The following is a 17,088-nucleotide window of genomic DNA, read 5'->3' on the forward strand; positions in this document are numbered from 1 at the left end:
ATCATGGCTTATAGCGACAAGGTTCTGGACCATTACGAAAACCCGCGCAACGTCGGTTCCTTCGCGAAGGACGACGATGCAGTCGGCACCGGCATGGTCGGCGCGCCGGCCTGCGGCGACGTGATGAAGCTGCAGATTCGCGTGGGCGCGGACGGCATCATCGAAGACGCGAAGTTCAAGACGTACGGCTGCGGTTCGGCAATCGCGTCGAGCTCGCTCGTCACCGAATGGGTGAAGGGCAAGACGCTCGATCAGGCGATGTCGATCAAGAACACGCAGATCGCCGAAGAGCTCGCGCTGCCGCCGGTCAAGATCCACTGCTCGATTCTCGCGGAAGACGCGATCAAGGCAGCGGTCGCCGACTACAAGCAACGTCACGGCGAAACGGCTGCGGTCGAAGGCGACAAGCAGCACGCCTGAAGCAGCGAGCGGTTGAGTGAAGCGAAGCGGACGGAGCAGGCGTTAACGCATCGTCCGGCATGAACGATATTTGATGCAGGCAGGGTCGCGGCGGCGGCCGTCGGATGAACGACGAACGCACCGCGCAACGAGAAACGCTATGGCAATTACGTTGACCGAAAAGGCAGCACAGCACGTGCAGAAGTATCTGACTCGCCGCGGCAAGGGTGTGGGCTTGCGCGTCGGCGTGCGCACCACCGGTTGCTCGGGTTTGGCGTACAAGCTCGAGTACGTGGATGAACTCGCGCCCGAAGACGAAGTGTTCGATTGCAACGGCGTGAAGATCATTGTCGACCCGAAAAGCCTCGCGTATATCGACGGCACGGAACTCGACTTCGCGCGCGAGGGCTTGAACGAAGGCTTCAAGTTCAACAACCCGAACGTGAAGGACGAGTGCGGCTGCGGCGAATCGTTCCGCGTGTAGACCGGTTCATTTTCCGCGTGCAGCGGACCAAAGGCGGCGCGTGCCGCCTTTTTAGTTTGCCGCGCGACTTCTGTGCGTACTCCGGTGCGCTTTCTGAACGGACTCCTTTTATCCGATGGCCTCGCTGAACGACAGCCACTTCGATCTGTTCGACCTGCCGGCGCAATTCGCGCTCGACGCGGCGGCACTCGATCACGCCTACCGCACGGTGCAGGCGCAAGTGCATCCGGACCGCTTCGCCGCGGCCGGCGACGCGCAAAAACGCATCGCGATGCAGTGGGCCACGCGCACCAACGAGGCCTATCAGACGCTGCGCGATCCGTTGAAGCGCGCGACCTATCTGCTGCATCTGCGCGGCGTCGACGTCGGCGCGGAGAACAATACGGCGATGGAGCCGGCGTTCCTGATGCAGCAGATGGAGTGGCGCGAGAGCATAGAAGATGCGGCCGCGGCAAAGAACGTCGACGCGCTCGACGCGTTGCTCGGCGAACTGCGCGACGAAGAGCGCGTGCGGTTCGACAAGCTCGGCGCGTTGCTCGACAGCGGCGTGAACCAGGCGGCCGGCGAGGCCGTGCGGCAGTTGATGTTCATCGAGCGGGTGGCCGAGGAAGTCGGCACGCAGATCGAGCGGCTCGACGGCTGACGCGGCTTATCGTGCATCGCTGCGCATAGCGAGCCCTAGCATTACCCTCCAGCAACGCAAAAATTCAGGACGGGGCGAAGCGGCCCCGAGAAGATCCAGATGGCCCTACTGCAAATCTCCGAACCCGGCATGGCGCCGGCGCCCCACCAGCGGCGCCTCGCGGTCGGTATCGATCTCGGCACCACCAACTCCCTCGTCGCCGCCGTGCGCAGCGGCGTGCCCGACGTGCTGCCCGACGAGGACGGTCATGCGCTGCTGCCGTCGGTGGTGCGCTATCTGCCGAAGGGCGGCCGCCGCATCGGCCGCGCGGCCAAGGCCGAAGCCGCCAGCGACCCGCGTAATACGATCGTGTCGGTCAAGCGCTTCATGGGCCGCGGCAAGGCGGAAGTGGAGGGCGCCGAAAATGCGCCGTACGATTTTGTCGACGCGCCAGGTATGGTGCAGATCCGCACGATCGACGGCGTGAAGAGCCCGGTGGAAGTGTCGGCGGAAATTCTCGCCACGTTGCGCCAGCGCGCGGAAGACTCACTCGGCGACGAGCTGGTCGGCGCAGTCATCACGGTGCCAGCCTACTTCGACGAAGCGCAGCGTCAGGCGACCAAGGACGCCGCGCGTCTGGCCGGTCTGAACGTGCTGCGTCTGTTGAACGAGCCGACCGCGGCCGCGATCGCGTATGGGCTGGACAACGGTTCGGAAGGTCTCTACGCGGTCTACGATCTCGGCGGCGGCACGTTCGACCTGTCGATTCTGAAGCTCACGAAGGGCGTGTTCGAAGTGTTGGCGGCGGGCGGCGACTCCGCGCTCGGCGGCGACGATTTCGACCACGCGCTGTATCGCCACGTGCTCGAACAGGCCGGTATCGCGCCGCAAACGCTCGCGCCGGAAGACGTCCGCCTGCTGCTCGACAGCGTACGGGTGACCAAGGAGGCGTTGTCCGACGTGCCGCTCGCCGCCGTACGAGCGAAGCTGTCGAACGGCACACAGATCGATGTCGCGGTCGACGAGGCCGCTTTCGAGGCGATCACTCAGGCACTGGTGCAGCGTACGCTCGGTCCGACCAAAAAGGCGTTGCGCGACGCGAAGGTCACCACCAGGGAAATCAAGGGCGTGGTGCTGGTCGGCGGCGCGACCCGCATGCCGGTGATCCGGCGCGCGGTCGAGTCGTTCTTCGGCCAGCCGCCGCTCATCAATCTGGACCCGGATCAGGTCGTCGCGTTGGGCGCCGCGATCCAGGCCGATCTGCTGGCGGGCAACCGCGGCGCGGACGGTGACGACTGGCTGCTGCTCGACGTGATCCCGCTGTCGCTCGGCGTGGAAACGATGGGCGGCCTGACCGAGAAGATCATCCCGCGCAATTCGACGATTCCGGTTGCGCGCGCGCAGGATTTCACGACCTTCAAGGACGGCCAGACGGCGATGGCGATCCACGTCGTACAAGGCGAGCGTGAGCTCGTCAGCGACTGCCGTTCGCTCGCGCGTTTCGAGCTGCGCGGCATTCCGCCGATGGCTGCGGGCGCGGCGCGGATTCGCGTGACGTACCAGGTCGACGCGGACGGTCTGCTGTCCGTGTTCGCCCGCGAGCAGGGCTCGGGCGTGGAGGCGTCGGTGGTGGTCAAGCCGTCCTACGGTCTCGCCGACGACGACATCGCGAAGATGCTCGAAGACAGCTTCTCGACAGCCGAAGTCGACATGCGCGCCCGCGCGCTGCGCGAGGCGCAAGTCGAAGCGCGGCGTCTCGTCGAAGCTACCGATGCGGCGCTCGCGGCCGACGCCGAACTGCTCGACGACGCTGAGCGCGCCGAACTCGATGCGTTGCTCGCCGCGTTGCGCAATCTCGCGCAGAGCGACGACGTCGACGCGATCGAAGCCGCGACTAAAACGCTCGCCGAAGGCACCGACGAATTCGCCGCTCGCCGCATGAACAAGGGCATTCGCCGCGCGCTGGCCGGCAAGAAGCTCGACGAGATCTGAGCCCGCCGGCAATGAACCGCGCCACGTGGACTTAAAAAGTCCGCGCGGCGCCAGTAAAATGGCACGGAGCCTGTTTGCGGCTGCCGTGCCGCAGACCCAAACGGAAAATGTATGCCCCAAATCGTTGTGCTGCCCCACGTCGAACTGTGCCCGGAAGGCGCGGTGATCGACGCCGTGCCCGGCAAGAGCATCTGCGACAACCTGCTCGATCACGGCATCGAAATCGAGCACGCTTGCGAGAAGTCCTGTGCGTGCACAACCTGTCACGTGATCGTGCGTGAGGGTTTCGCCGCCTTGACGCCGTCCGAGGAAGACGAGGACGATCTGCTGGACAAGGCTTGGGGACTTGAACCGGCTTCACGGCTGTCGTGCCAGGCGATGGTGCCGGCCGAGCAGGATCTGGTCGTCGAGATCCCGCGCTACTCGATCAATCACGCGAAGGAAAACCATTAACTGGAGGATGCAGCCATGAAGTGGACCGATACGCAAGACATCGCGATGGCCCTGACTGACAAGCACCAGGACATCGATCCGCAGCAGGTGCGTTTCACCGACCTGCACCGCTGGGTGACTGAACTCGAAGGCTTCGACGACGATCCGAACCGGTCGAACGAGAAGATCCTCGAAGCGATTCAGGCTGCATGGATCGAGGATGCGGATTATTGAGTCGATGCGGCGCGTGTGATCGCGCGCGGCTTGACCAAAGAAAAAGGCGATTCCGATTTGGAATCGCCTTTTTTGCGTCTGCTTTTGCCGCTACGTGATCAGCTTGCCACCAACGTACCGTTCTGCACCTGCACGCGCTGGCCTTGCTGGAATGGCGGCGCTTCGTGATACGTGAAATAGCGCGTCTTGCCGTTTTCCATGCGCACACGCACCGAATACGACGTGGTGCTGCGAATGTGTTTTTCGACCGAGTTACCCGCCAGACCGCCGCCGAGTGCGCCGAGAATCGTCATCGCGGTACGACCGCTACCGCCGCCGAACTGATTACCAACCACACCGCCGGCTACTGCGCCGCCGACCGCGCCGATCCCGGTGCCGTGGCCTTCCTGACGCACCGCCGAGATCGCTTCGACTGTGCCGCAGGTCGAACAGTAGGCCGGTTGCTCGGGTTGCTGTGCGTATTGCGGCGCAGGCTGAGCCTGTTGTTGCTGAGCGTACTGTTGCTGTTGAGGCGCGGGGGCAGGTTGCGGCTGGGGTGCCTGTTGCTGCGCCTGCTGCTGTGCGGCTTGTACCTGTTGAGCCGACGGGCTTGCGACAGGCGCCGCCGAGTCGACGACGCCCGGCGGCGTACCAGCCTGCGCAGAGACCTGTGCGGCTTGAGTCTGATCCGTCTGCGCGCCGCTGCTCGACGCGTGCGGGAACAAGCCCGTGATGGCCGCCGTAGCCACAAGGCTCGCGACGATGACCGCGCCCGCCGCAGTGGCGATAAGCGGATGAAGACGACGTTGTTGCGTGGATTTGGTAACTGGATTGTCCATATTGGCCTCCGTCTCTAGCAGAGTCGACTGTTATTGAGATGTAGTCTCGGGCAAAACGATCCCGCGAGGGTTTCAATTTGTAACCATTTGCGGGCAATCATCGGCGCCGGACGGCGTCAAAAGGCCGCCGGGACGGGCCTCAGCCTGATCAGTTCAGCATCCGCAACACACTGCGTCGCGCGGCCGCTGCCAGTTAATGCGCACCTTTTACCGATAGTTACAAAGCGCCGGGTGCTTCCCGCGGTGTTTGCCGCCCACCCAATCAATAACGCCCGGCATGGAGCCGGGCGTTATTGATGAGCAGCAACGCATTCGCGCGGATCAGTCTTCGCGACGCAGATGCGGGAACAGGATCACGTCGCGGATGCTCGGGCTGTCGGTGAGCATCATCACCAGACGGTCGATGCCGATCCCGCAACCTCCGGCCGGCGGCATTCCGTATTCCAGCGCGCGGATGTAGTCGGCGTCATAGAACATGGCTTCTTCGTCGCCGGCGTCTTTCTGGTCGACCTGCTTCTTGAAGCGGGCCGCCTGGTCTTCCGGATCGTTCAGCTCCGAGAAGCCGTTGGCGATTTCACGGCCGGTGATGAACAGCTCGAAACGTTCGGTGATGCCGTCGAACTTGTCCGACGCGCGCGCGAGCGGCGACACTTCGATCGGGTAGTCGATGATGTACGTCGGCTCCCACAATTGCGACTCGGCGGTTTCTTCGAACAGCGCCAGTTGCAGCGCGCCGACGCCCGCGTTCAGGAACTGCGGCTGCGACGCGTCCACGCCGAACTTCTTCAATTCGGTGCGCAGGAACGCGCTGTCGGCGAGCTGTTCGTTCGTATATTGCGGTGCGTACTTCTGGATCGCCTGCGTGATCGTCAGGCGGTGGAACGGCTTGGCCAGATCCAGTTCGCGGCCCTGATAGGTGATGGTCGCGGTGCCCAGCGCGTCGATCGCCGCCTGGCGGATCAACTGCTCGGTGAAGTCCATCACCCACTGGTAATCGGTGTACGCCGCGTAGAACTCGATCATCGTGAATTCCGGATTGTGGCGCACGGACACGCCCTCATTGCGGAAGTTACGGTTGACCTCGAACACACGCTCGAAACCGCCCACCACGAGGCGCTTCAGATACAGCTCCGGCGCGATGCGCAGGAACATCTGCATATCGAGCGCGTTGTGGTGCGTGGTGAACGGCTTGGCCGCGGCGCCGCCCGGAATCGGGTGCAGCATCGGCGTTTCGACTTCCATGAAGTCGGCATCCGCCATGAACTTGCGGATCGACGAGATCGCCTTGGTGCGCGCGACGAAAGTCTTACGCGTTTCCGGCGTGACGATCAGATCGACATAGCGCTGGCGATACTTCATTTCCTGATCGGACAGGCCGTGGAACTTGTCCGGCAGCGGACGCAGCGACTTCGACAGCAGACGCAGTTCGGTGCAGCGCACCGAGAGCTCGCCCTTGTTGGTGCGGAACAGCACGCCGCGCGTGGCGACGATATCGCCCATGTCCCACTTCTTGAACGCGTCGTACGTTTCCTGGCCGACGTCGGCCGGCGTGATGAAGAACTGGATCTGACCCGACCCGTCGCGTATCGTTGCGAAGCTCGCTTTACCCATCACGCGCTTGAGCATCATGCGGCCGGCGATCGCGACTTCGAGCGGCGTTGCTTCGAGCGCTTCCTTGTCGACCTGCTCGTACTGCGTGTGCAGATCTGCGGCGTGGTGCGTGGGACGGAAGTCGTTCGGATAGGCGATGCCTTGCTCACGCAACTCGCGCAGTTTTTCGCGGCGCTCGGCGATGATCTTGTTGTCGTCCACCTCGGGCGCGGCGTTCGGTTGGGTCGGTTCGGTCATGATGTTCTGGTGTTCGGTGGTCCGCGTGAGGTGTTCCCGCGCGGGTGGCCTGCGAGTCCGTCGACAGACAGGCGTTAAAAAACAGGCATTCGAAAAGACGCGGCGCGGCAATGCGATGCATGCCGCGCCGTATGCGCTTAGACGCCCTGTTTCAGGCTCGCGCTGATGAACGGATCGAGGTCGCCGTCGAGCACGCTCTTGGTGTTGCTGATTTCGACGTTGGTGCGCAGATCCTTGATACGGCTGTTGTCCAGCACGTACGAGCGGATCTGGTGACCCCAGCCCACATCGGTCTTGCCCGCTTCAAGTTTGTCCTGCTCGGCCTGACGCTTGCGGATTTCCGCTTCGTACAGACGCGATTTCAGCATGGCCATCGCTTCGGCGCGGTTGCGGTGCTGCGAACGGTCGTTCTGACATTGCACGACGATGCCCGACGGCATGTGCGTGATCCGCACGGCCGAATCGGTCTTGTTGATGTGCTGACCGCCCGCGCCGGACGCGCGGTAGGTGTCGATCCGCAGATCGGCCGGGTTGATGTCCACTTCGATCGAGTCGTCGATCTCCGGATACACGAACACCGACGAAAACGACGTATGACGGCCGCCCGACGAATCGAACGGCGATTTGCGCACGAGGCGGTGCACGCCGGTTTCGGTGCGCAGAAAGCCGTAAGCGTATTCGCCTTCGATCTTGATCGTGGCGTTCTTGATGCCCGCGACGTCGCCTTCGGTCTGTTCCAGCACTTCGGTCTTGAAGCCCTTGCGCTCGCAGTAACGCAGGTACTGGCGCAGCAGCATCGACGCCCAGTCGCACGCTTCGGTGCCGCCGGCGCCGGCCTGGATGTCGAGGAACGCGTTGTTCGGGTCGGCCGGATTCGCGAACATCCGGCGGAATTCCATGTCGGCCACGCGCTGTTCGATGCCTTGCGCGTCGGATTCGCAGGCGACGAGGGTTTCCTCGTCGTCTTCTTCGCGGGCCATGTCGAACAGGTCCTGCGCGTCGCGCAGGTCGTTATCGAGGGCGGTGAGTTTGCCTACCGTGTCGTCGAGCAGCTTTTTTTCCCGGCCGAGGGCCTGGGCGTGCTTCGAGTCGTTCCAGACGTCCGGGTCTTCGAGTTCCCGGTTGACTTCGATTAGACGCAGTGCTTTGTCGTCGTAGTCAAAGATACCCCCGTAGCGAGTCCGCGCGCGTGCGCAGGTCCGCCAGTGAGGCTTCGATCGCGTTGAGACGTTCCGCTTCCATGTCGATTTTTTATAGCTTCGTAAAAAGGGGAAATTATAGCCGGATCCGGCCGCCCACCTCACCCCACCGCATGCTCGACAATCAACTGCACCCGCGACACCCCATTCCACGTGTCGCTCGCGAGCCGGTATGCGACGGTGGTACGCGCCGGCAGCGTATCCGTGTGGTTAAACCAGATCGCGCTGAAGCGCTGGCGTCCGCGTATCAGTTGCAGTTTCAGGTGCTTGTCCTTCACGAGCGCCTGTGAAGCAATGTCGAATTCGCCAGAAAAAACCGGCGCCGGAAAGCCCTGACCCCACACCGCCGCATCGAGCATTTCCACAAATTGCGGCGTGAAGTACGCGTCTTCGAGTTCACCGTCCGTCTCGACGGTGCGCGACAGCGCATCGTCGGAAAGCCATTCGCGCCCCACAGCCTCGAACGCTGCCGTAAAGCGCGGCACGTCGGCGGCGGCGAGAGTGAGACCCGCGGCCATCGCATGGCCGCCGAACTTGACGATCAAGCCCGGTTCCCGCTTCGAGATCAGATCGAGCGCGTCGCGCAGATGGAAGCCGGCAATCGAGCGCCCCGAACCCTTGACGAGCTGACCGCTGTCGTCGGCGAGTGCGAACGTGAATGACGGCCGGTGGAATTTCTCCTTCAACCGTCCCGCGACGATGCCGATCACGCCCTGGTGCCAGCTCGGGTTGAACAGTGTGATCGTGGTCGCGCCGTCCGGGTCGACGGCGGACAAGTCCTCCAGCGCCTGCTGTTGCATGCCGGCTTCGATCTCGCGGCGCTCGCGGTTCATCGTGTCGAGTTGCTGCGCGAGGTCCCACGCGCGGCCGATGTCGTCCGTAGTCAGGCATTCGATCCCGAGCGACATGTCCGACAGCCGCCCCGCCGCGTTCAGCCGTGGGCCGAGCGCGAAGCCGAGATCGAAACCCGACGCGTTGCGGGCGTCGCGCGCGGCGACCCGGAACAGCGCGGCGATGCCCGGTTGCAGCTTGCCTTTGCGGATCCGCTGCAAGCCTTGCGCGACGAGCACCCGGTTATTGCCATCGAGCTTGACCACGTCGGCCACCGTGCCGAGCGCGACCAGATCGAGCAGGCCGTCCAGACGCGGTTCGGGGAACGTGTCGTTAAAGGCGCCGCGCTGGCGCAATTCCGCGCGCAACGCCAGCAGCACATAAAACATCACGCCGACACCGGCGATGCATTTGCTCGGAAACGTGCAGCCAGGTTGATTCGGATTGACGATCGCGCGGGCGGCGGGCAATTCATCCCCGGGCAGGTGGTGGTCGGTGACGAGCACGTCGATACCGAGCGCGTTGGCCGCCGCCACGCCGTCGACGCTGGCGATGCCGTTGTCGACTGTGATCAGCAGATCCGGCTTGCCCGCTGCGCTCTTCGCGGCCAGCGCGACGATCTCGGGCGTGAGGCCGTAGCCGTATTCGAAGCGGTTCGGCACCAGATACTCGATCTGGCCGCCGAACATGCGTAGCCCACGCACCGCGACCGCGCAGGCGGTGGCGCCGTCGCAGTCGTAGTCGGCGACCACCAGCATGCGGCGCTTGCCCAGAATCGCATCGGCGAGTAAGCCGGCGGCGTCTTCGCAGCCCTTCAGGCCGGCCGGCGGCACGAGCCGCGCGAGACCGGTCTCGATTTCATCGGGCATGCACACGCCGCGTGCGGCGTAAAGGCGCGCGAGCACCGGATGCAGGCCGTGCCGGGTGAGGATTTCTGCGTCGACAGGGGAAGCCGCGCGCGTAACGATTCGAGTCATTCGGAAAGGCCGTTGGAAAGGCCGCTGAGCAGGCGGTAAATCATTCGATGAAAAGCGAGGCGAGCACGCGCCGCCGCCAGAATTTGCGCAGATCGCCGCGCGTGACGGCGAGCGTCACCGAGCCGGTGTCGCCGCACAACGTCAGGCCGAGTTCAATCAGTTCGCCCGACTGCAACGCCGCGAGCGCCGGTTCGAACCAGTCGGTTTGCAGGGCCGCGAACGCGTCGTTCCAGCGCGCCCAATCCTGCTCGATGTAGGGTGCGGAGAACGGATCGAGTTCGACGAGCGTGGTGCCGTTCGCGAACGAAGCATCTGCGCGGGGTTGGGCAGCGGCCTTCAATGCGGCGAACGAGGCGGGCGGCGTATCGGTCGGCAAACCCGCTGTGATCGCGAGACCGCGCGTAGCGGCAGCGTCGGACAGAACCCGCGCGAACGGGCTCGTGACGGGCTGCAACGCGCCTTGCGCATGAAACCAGATCGAATTGACGGCCGGCAGTCCGCGCGCCTCGCGCGCTTCGTTCACCGGATGCTCGAACCACGCCATCTGCACTTCGTTCTGCAACTTCATCCATGCGCGCGAACGTTCGCCGGAATGCGCTTCGTGCGGCAGCCAGATTTCGATGTTGCGGCCGCTCGCGCGCAACGGGGAGGCACCCGCCAGCGAGCCGAAACCGTCGCCCGACAGATACCAGCGCTGCGGCTTCGGCGCCTCGATGCGCACGCCGAGTTCCTCGATCAGCGGACGGGCGATCGCGAGCAACGCGGCGGCTTCCTCGTCGGACAATTCGAGCGAGGCCGGATCGATCAGCACCAGATGATCGTGCGCGATGCGCACATGCACCGGCTGTACGCATGCCCATGTCGCGCTGCCGGGATCGCCGCCGTCGGCGCGCAGCATGTACGGCGCGAGCGGCGCTTCGTCAGCGGCCGCCGCGCCACCGGATAGCCCACCTGGCAGCACGCCGAACTGCCGCGCGACCCAGCGCTCGTGCGGCAGCGTGCGCTGAAAGTCTTCACCGACCACCCGTTCGATCAGCGTCGCGCGCGCGATCAGCCGGTCGAGAGCCGGGCTGCGGATATCGTGAAGCGCGGTGGAGGCGTCCGCTGCGGCAGGCAGCGCGAAGGGCAGGAGAAGATGGAGGCGGTTGGCGTGCATGATGCTGCGCATTGTAGGGCAAAGAGCGCGGCCATTCCGGCTCGATCGGCACCGCGCGCGCGAACCGGCGTGCAACGCGGGTTCGCGCGGGGTTTGCGCGATGCGGGCGCATTGTATGGCAAACTTCGCGCTTGATTGAGGTCGGCGGCAGCGCCGTGGCGTGGACTTTGCTACGGGCCGCGGGGGCGTTGCCGGAACCATCCGGCTTGCCGCGACACCAAGGATCACGAGCTCGGGCTTTTGGCCGGCGCAACCGGTGCGCCACGGCGGTACGGCAAAGCAGTACGTCACGATAGCCGACGCCGCCCTGCGCAGCCCGAAGCCGAAGAACGCAGAAAAGGATTCGCTTGAAATTTCCCTACGAATGGCAGATCGGCTGGCGCTACACCCGCGCCGGCAAACGCACGACCGGTAACGGCTTCATTTCGTTCATCGCGCTGGTGTCGATGTCGGGCATCGCGCTCGGCGTCGCGGCGCTGATCGTCGTGTTGTCGGTGATGAACGGGTTTCAGAAAGAGGTGCGCGACCGGATGCTGTCGGTCCTCGCGCACGTCGAAATCTTTTCGCCGACCGGTTCGATGCCCAACTGGCAACTGACCGCCCAGGAAGCGCGCCAGAACAAGCAGGTGATCGGCGCGGCGCCGTATGTCGAAGCGCAGGCCCTGCTCACGCGCCAGGACGCGGTGAGCGGCGTGGCGCTGCGCGGCGTGGAGCCGTCGCTTGAGCCGGAAGTGTCCGATATCGGTAAGGAGATGAAGGGCGGCAAGCTGACCGACCTCGTGCCGGGCGACTTCGGCATCGTGCTCGGCGCGGATCTCGCCACCAACCTCGGCGTGACGGTCAACGACAAGATCACGCTGGTCGCGCCCGAAGGCACGATCACGCCGGCCGGCATGCTGCCGCGGCTCAAGCAGTTCACGGTGGTCGGCATCTTCGAGTCGGGGCATTACGAATACGACAGCACGCTCGCGCTGATCAACATCAAGGATGCGCAGGCGTTGTTCCGGCTGCCCGCGCCGACCGGCGTGCGGCTGCGCCTCACCGACATGCAGCGGGCGCCGGAGGTCGCACATGAACTGGCGCGAAGCCTGTCGGGCGACCTGTATATCCGCGACTGGACCCAGCAGAACAAGACCTGGTTCTCGGCGGTGCAGATCGAGAAGCGCATGATGTTCATCATCCTGACGCTGATCATCGCGGTGGCGGCGTTCAACCTGGTGTCGTCGCTGGTGATGACGGTGACCAACAAGCAGGCCGATATCGCGATCCTGCGCACGCTCGGCGCGCAGCCCGGCTCGATCATGAAGATCTTCGTGGTGCAGGGCGTGACGATCGGCTTCATCGGTACGGCGACCGGCGTCGCGCTCGGCTGCCTGATCGCGTGGAGCATCCCGTGGCTCGTGCCGATGATCGAACATCTGCTCGGCGTGCAGTTCCTGCCGCCGTCGGTGTACTTCATCAGCGAATTGCCGTCCGAACTGATTCCCGCGGACGTCGCGCGGATCGGCATCATCGCGTTCCTGATGTCGGCGCTGGCCACGTTGTACCCGAGCTGGCGCGGCGCCAAGGTCCGTCCGGCGGAGGCGCTGCGCTATGAATGACCGTTCCGCTACTCTTCCTATGACCTCTCAGGACACCGCGCCGCATCCCTACGTGCTGGAAGCAACCGGCATTTCCAAGTCGTTCGTGCAGGGCGGCCTGAATGTGCAGGTGCTCGACAACACGCAACTGAGCGTGCGCCGCGGCGAGAAGCTGGCGATCGTCGGCGCGTCCGGTTCCGGCAAGAGCACGCTGCTGCACGTGCTCGGCGGTCTCGACGACCCGAGCGCCGGTCATGTTTCGGTGATGGGCAAGCCGTTCACGCAATTGTCCGAGCGCGAGCGCAACGACCTGCGTAATCGCGCGCTCGGTTTTGTCTACCAATTTCATCATCTGTTGCCGGAATTCACTGCGCTCGATAACGTCGCGATGCCGCTGCGGATTCGCCGCATGACGACCGAAGCCGCGCGCCGCGAAGCGCTCGCGGTGCTGGAGCGGGTCGGCATGGGGCATCGCGCGAAGCATCGTCCGGGCGAGTTGTCGGGCGGCGAACGGCAGCGTGTGGCGATTGCCCGCGCGCTGGTCACGAAGCCCGCGTGCGTGCTGGCCGACGAACCCACCGGCAATCTCGACGGCGGCACTGCCGATACCGTGTTCAATCTGATGCTCGAACTGTCGCGCACGATGGAAACAAGTTTCGTGATCGTCACGCACGATCCGGAACTGGCGGGGCGTTGCGACCGGATCATGCGGTTGCGCGACGGTGTGCTTCACGAAGAGCGGCCGGCGCCGGTTTGAGCGGCGCTTCGTTCGCCTGAATTCGCGTTCGGGCGCTCAGGCTTACCGGCCTTCAGGCCTTCACGCCTTTAGGCCGTTAGTCGTTCAAGCCTTCACGCCGATGCCGTAACGTTGACGAGGCGCCTATGTGGATCGATACGCACTGTCATCTCGACGCCGCCGAATTCGACGCCGACCGCGACGCGGTCGCGGCGTCGGCGCGCGCGGCGGGCGTCGGCCGTATCGTGATTCCGGCGATCGGCCGCGAGAACTTCGCGGCGGTGCGCGAACTCGCGCATCGCATCGACGGCGGCGCGTACGCGCTCGGCATTCATCCGCTGTTCACGCCGGGCGCGCAGGACGGCGATCTCGACCTGCTGCGCATGGAAATCGAGGCGAGTCTGGATGATCCGCGTTTTGTCGGCATCGGCGAAATCGGGCTCGATTATTTCGTCGAAGGTCTCGACGATGCCCGTCAGCAATTCTTCTACAACGGTCAGTTGCAACTTGCTCGCGAATTCGATCTGCCGGTGATCTGCCACGTGCGCAAATCGCAGGATCAGGTGATCAAGGGGTTGCGGCGGCATCAGATTCATCGCGGCATCGCGCACGCGTTCAACGGCAGTTTTCAGCAGGCCGAGGCGTATATCGATCAGGGCATGCACCTCGGTTTCGGCGGCAATCTGACCTTCGAGCGCGCGCGGCAGATTCGCCGTCTTGCGGAGCAACTGCCGTTCGACGCGCTGGTCGTCGAAACCGACGCGCCGGATATCGCGCCTTCCTGGATTTACAGGCAGCGCAATTCGCCCGAGCAGATTCCCGCTATCGGCGCGGGTCTCGCGCAACTGCGCGGGATGAGCGTCGAAGAGACCGCCCTAGGCTCAACGGCTAATGCGCTCGCCGCGCTGCCGCGGCTCGCTGTTTCGTCTGCATAATTGACCCCGATGGTTTGAGCGGTTCGCGCCGGGCGCAGCTCACGCCCGGCGGGCTTGTGGCTGCTTGCCGCGTTTGCGTGATGCCGTCGTCCGGCGCGTGAGCGGCGGAGGGCGGATGCGGGCATGGTGGTGCGGGTTTGCGTTGGGCGTGATCGGGTTGCAGCGGCAGGCGGAGTTGCCCGGTTGGGGCGAGTGGGGCGTTTTGCTGGCGGCGGGCGGTGGTGCGCTTGTTGTGGCTGCGTGGGCGTTGGCGCGTGGGTCGATCGTCGATCCTCTTGCCGCCGATCACATGCGGGCGGACTGGACGCTCTCGCGGACGCGCGTGCGCCGCTGCGTCGGCTGGAGCGCGCTATGGCTCGCGGCTATTTGCACGGGCTTCGGCTATGCCGCATGGCGAGCGCAGACACGGCTCTCGGTCACTCTGCCGAGCGCCTGGGAAGGGCGCGATATCGAAGTCACCGGCAGCATCAAAGGCCTGCCCGCACTCGACGACAAAGGCGCCCGCTTTCTCTTCGAAATCGACACCGTAGACGCGCCGATCGAAGTGTTTCCGCACGTCATCCAACTGTCGTGGATCGCCGAGACCGCGCCGCCGCCCCGACTCGAACCGGGCGCGCGCTGGCGCCTGAGCGTGCGGCTCAAGCGGCCGCACGGCAATGCGAACTTCGGCGTGCGCGATGCGGAAGCGAACCTGCTTGCGCGCAACGTGCGCGCGACCGGCTATGTGAGCGCACCTGCTGCGGCGCTGCGTCTGCCCGGCAATGCGCAGGGCGTGAGTGTGACAGTGGATCGCTGGCGCGCCGCCTTGCGTGAGCGGATCGACGCCGTGCTCGCCGACGCGCCGCATCGCGGAATCGTAGTGGCGCTCGCGATCGGCGCGCAGGACGAAGTCAGCGCCGCCGACTGGCTGTTGATGCGCGGCACCGGCACCAGTCATCTGGTCGCGATTTCCGGGCTGCATATCGGCTTTGTCGCGGGGCTCGCGGGCTGGCTGGCGGGTGCAGTGTGGCGGCGCTCCGGGTTCGTCGGCCGCAACTGGCCGTTGCTGCTGCCCGCGCAACTCGTCGCGGTGACCGGCGGCGCGCTGTTCGCCGGCCTGCATGCCGCGCTGGCCGGCTTCAACGTGCCGGCGCAACGCGCGCTATGGATGGCAAGTGTGCTCGCGCTCGCGTTCGTCAGCGGGCGCAACCTGCCGCGCTCGGCCGTGCTTGCATGGGCGTTGGGACTCGTGCTGCTGGTCGATCCATGGGCGGTGGTGGCGGCCGGCTTCTGGCTGTCGTTCTGCGCGGTGGCAGCGATTCTTTACGCGATGTCGGGGCTGCCGCGCGTGCAGGACCATGCCCAGCATCGCGACGAGGACAGCGATAGCGGCCTCGCGATGAGCGCAAGCCGGCTTGTGCGCTGGCGGGCTTTTCTGGTGCGGCGCCTTACCGCGTTCACCGAGCGTCTGCGTGGTGCCGCGCATGTGCAATTCGCGGTGACGGTCGCGCTCGCGCCGCTCACCGTCTACTGGTTCGCGCAGATTCCGCTGATCGGCCCGCTGGCGAATGCGTTCGCGATTCCGTGGGTGAGTCTGCTGGTGACGCCCGCGGTGCTGGCCGGCGTCGCGCTGCCCATGCCATTGGACGCCTATGCGTTTCACGCCGCGCACCTTTTGCTCGACTTGCTGGCCGCGGGCTTGCGGATGGTGTCCGGCCCTGCGTGGACGCTCTGGCATTTGCCGCAACCGAACGCGTGGGCACTGGGCACGGCGGCGCTCGGCGTGCTCTGGTGTCTCGCGCCGCGCGGCTGGCCGTTGCGCTGGGCCGCGCCGCTGACGTGGCTGCCTTTGCTGCTGCCGACGTCGCCGGGTCCGCCGCATGGCAACTTCCGGCTTACCGCGCTGGACATCGGGCAGGGCACGTCGGTGCTGGTCGAGACCGCGCATCACACGCTGCTGTTCGATGCGGGTCCCGGTCCCGAATCGACCCACGCCGGCGAGCGCGTCGTCGTGCCGTTTTTGCAGGCGCGCGGCGTGAACTCGCTCGATACGCTGATCATCAGCCACGCGGATTCCGATCACGCGGGCGGCGCGCCGGCCGTGCTGGAGGCGATCGAAGTGCGTCAACTGCTGGCGGCGTTGGCGCCGTCGCATGCTTTGTGGGACGAGGCCCGGCAGCGCGGTGCCGATACGTTGCCCTGCGCGGCCGGCCAGCGCTGGCAATGGGATGGTGTCGAGTTCGCGATCCTTTGGCCGGATGCCGGACCGTTGCAAGGTAAGCCGAATGCGCATTGCTGTGTGCTGAAGGTCAGTGTGCCGGCGGCTATGCAGGCGGGCGGTGCGCAACGCCCTGTAGCCAGCGTTCAAGCAAATGCGCCGCGCATCGCCGCGTTGCTGGCCGCGGATATCGAGGCGCCCGTCGAACGCGTTCTGCTCGCGCGCGATCGCGACGCGTTGCGCGCGCAGGTGCTGGTCGTCCCGCATCACGGCAGCAAGACCTCGTCGACCGAGCCGTTCCTCGACTCTATCGAGCCGCTGATCGCGCTATTTCAGGTAGGCTATCGCAACCGTTTTCATCATCCGAATGCGGGTGTGTTCGAGCGCTACAACGCACGGCAGATCGAGCTCGCGCGCAGCGATACGGATGGCGCGGTGCGGGTTGATATCCACCCGGACGCGCCAGGCGCCGCGCTCACGCTGGAACGTTATCGCGACACCCGGCGGCGTTACTGGATGGATCGCTGACGAAGCGCCGGCCGGCCAGGCACGAGCAAAGCAAGCGAACTGAAGGTGATCGGAGAGCGCCGCAAACGGTGCAAGAAACGATACAAAAACGGCACGCAAAAATCAGCACGGAGATAGCCG

The 17,088-nt window shown here is 65.0% G+C and carries 15 protein-coding genes; 10 read left to right on the plus strand and 5 right to left on the minus strand.

The window, feature by feature from the left end; all coding sequences use genetic code 11:
* Positions 1-3 precede the first annotated feature (3 nt).
* The 6 genes from iscU to iscX all read left to right on the plus strand — a co-directional run bounded on the left by iscU (position 4) and on the right by iscX (position 4,163).
* A complete protein-coding gene (gene iscU, locus PQQ51_RS23695) occupies positions 4-420 on the plus strand; it encodes a Fe-S cluster assembly scaffold IscU (RefSeq protein ID WP_408499294.1) in 417 nt (138 codons plus the stop codon).
* A gap of 139 nt (positions 421-559) precedes the next feature.
* Complete coding sequence (iscA, locus tag PQQ51_RS23700; RefSeq protein ID WP_028199494.1) at positions 560-883, plus strand: iron-sulfur cluster assembly protein IscA; 324 nt, start codon at positions 560-562, stop codon at positions 881-883.
* 115 nt (positions 884-998) lie between these two features.
* The gene (gene hscB, locus PQQ51_RS23705) at positions 999-1,526 is read left to right on the plus strand and encodes a Fe-S protein assembly co-chaperone HscB (protein WP_408499295.1); all 528 of its coding nucleotides are present in this window, start codon (positions 999-1,001) and stop codon (positions 1,524-1,526) included.
* Positions 1,527-1,625: 99 nt separating this feature from the next.
* Positions 1,626-3,497 (plus strand): Fe-S protein assembly chaperone HscA, encoded by a 1,872-nt coding sequence (gene hscA / locus PQQ51_RS23710; protein ID WP_408499296.1) that lies wholly within the window; start codon positions 1,626-1,628, stop codon positions 3,495-3,497.
* Positions 3,498-3,608: 111 nt separating this feature from the next.
* Entirely contained in the window at positions 3,609-3,950 is a 342-nt protein-coding gene (gene fdx / locus PQQ51_RS23715) for an ISC system 2Fe-2S type ferredoxin (protein ID WP_408499297.1), read from the plus strand.
* Between the two features lie 15 nt (positions 3,951-3,965).
* Entirely contained in the window at positions 3,966-4,163 is a 198-nt protein-coding gene (gene iscX, locus PQQ51_RS23720; RefSeq protein ID WP_007181290.1) for a Fe-S cluster assembly protein IscX, read from the plus strand.
* 98 nt (positions 4,164-4,261) lie between these two features.
* On the opposite strand, the gene PQQ51_RS23725 is transcribed toward iscX, so the two are convergent.
* The 5 genes from PQQ51_RS23725 to PQQ51_RS23745 form a co-directional block, all read right to left on the minus strand.
* On the minus strand, positions 4,262-4,981 hold the full coding sequence (locus tag PQQ51_RS23725; RefSeq protein ID WP_408499298.1) for a glycine zipper 2TM domain-containing protein: 720 nt from the start codon (positions 4,979-4,981) through the stop codon (positions 4,262-4,264).
* A gap of 321 nt (positions 4,982-5,302) precedes the next feature.
* Positions 5,303-6,829: a lysine--tRNA ligase gene (lysS, locus tag PQQ51_RS23730; RefSeq protein ID WP_408499299.1), complete on the minus strand. Its 1,527-nt coding sequence runs from the start codon at positions 6,827-6,829 to the stop codon at positions 5,303-5,305.
* Positions 6,830-6,966: 137 nt separating this feature from the next.
* Positions 6,967-8,071, minus strand: a protein-coding gene (gene prfB, locus PQQ51_RS23735; RefSeq protein WP_408499300.1) for a peptide chain release factor 2 whose coding sequence is annotated in 2 segments (ribosomal slippage) — positions 6,967-7,989 and positions 7,991-8,071 — 1,104 coding nt in all. Because the reading frame shifts where the segments join, the coding sequence is not laid out codon by codon here.
* A 58-nt stretch (positions 8,072-8,129) separates the two neighbouring features.
* Positions 8,130-9,836, minus strand: coding sequence for a single-stranded-DNA-specific exonuclease RecJ (gene recJ, locus PQQ51_RS23740; RefSeq protein WP_408499301.1), 1,707 nt, complete (start codon positions 9,834-9,836; stop codon positions 8,130-8,132).
* Between the two features lie 40 nt (positions 9,837-9,876).
* On the minus strand, positions 9,877-11,004 hold the full coding sequence (locus PQQ51_RS23745) for a regulator (RefSeq protein WP_408499302.1): 1,128 nt from the start codon (positions 11,002-11,004) through the stop codon (positions 9,877-9,879).
* 335 nt (positions 11,005-11,339) lie between these two features.
* Between PQQ51_RS23745 and PQQ51_RS23750 the strand changes: the two genes are divergently transcribed.
* The 4 genes from PQQ51_RS23750 to PQQ51_RS23765 all read left to right on the plus strand — a co-directional run bounded on the left by PQQ51_RS23750 (position 11,340) and on the right by PQQ51_RS23765 (position 16,968).
* Positions 11,340-12,593, plus strand: a complete 1,254-nt coding sequence (locus tag PQQ51_RS23750) for a lipoprotein-releasing ABC transporter permease subunit (RefSeq protein WP_408499303.1) — start codon at positions 11,340-11,342, stop codon at positions 12,591-12,593.
* Positions 12,586-13,329 (plus strand): lipoprotein-releasing ABC transporter ATP-binding protein LolD, encoded by a 744-nt coding sequence (gene lolD, locus PQQ51_RS23755; protein WP_408499304.1) that lies wholly within the window; start codon positions 12,586-12,588, stop codon positions 13,327-13,329. Before PQQ51_RS23750 ends, lolD begins: the two co-directional genes overlap by 8 nt.
* 125 nt (positions 13,330-13,454) lie before the next feature.
* A complete protein-coding gene (locus PQQ51_RS23760) occupies positions 13,455-14,243 on the plus strand; it encodes a TatD family hydrolase (RefSeq protein WP_408499305.1) in 789 nt (262 codons plus the stop codon).
* Positions 14,244-14,358: 115 nt separating this feature from the next.
* Complete coding sequence (locus PQQ51_RS23765; RefSeq protein WP_408499306.1) at positions 14,359-16,968, plus strand: DNA internalization-related competence protein ComEC/Rec2; 2,610 nt, start codon at positions 14,359-14,361, stop codon at positions 16,966-16,968.
* The last annotated feature ends 120 nt before the right edge of the window (positions 16,969-17,088 follow it).

This window comes from Paraburkholderia xenovorans (assembly GCF_046030735.1).
Taxonomy (GTDB): Bacteria; Pseudomonadota; Gammaproteobacteria; order Burkholderiales; family Burkholderiaceae; genus Paraburkholderia; species Paraburkholderia xenovorans_A.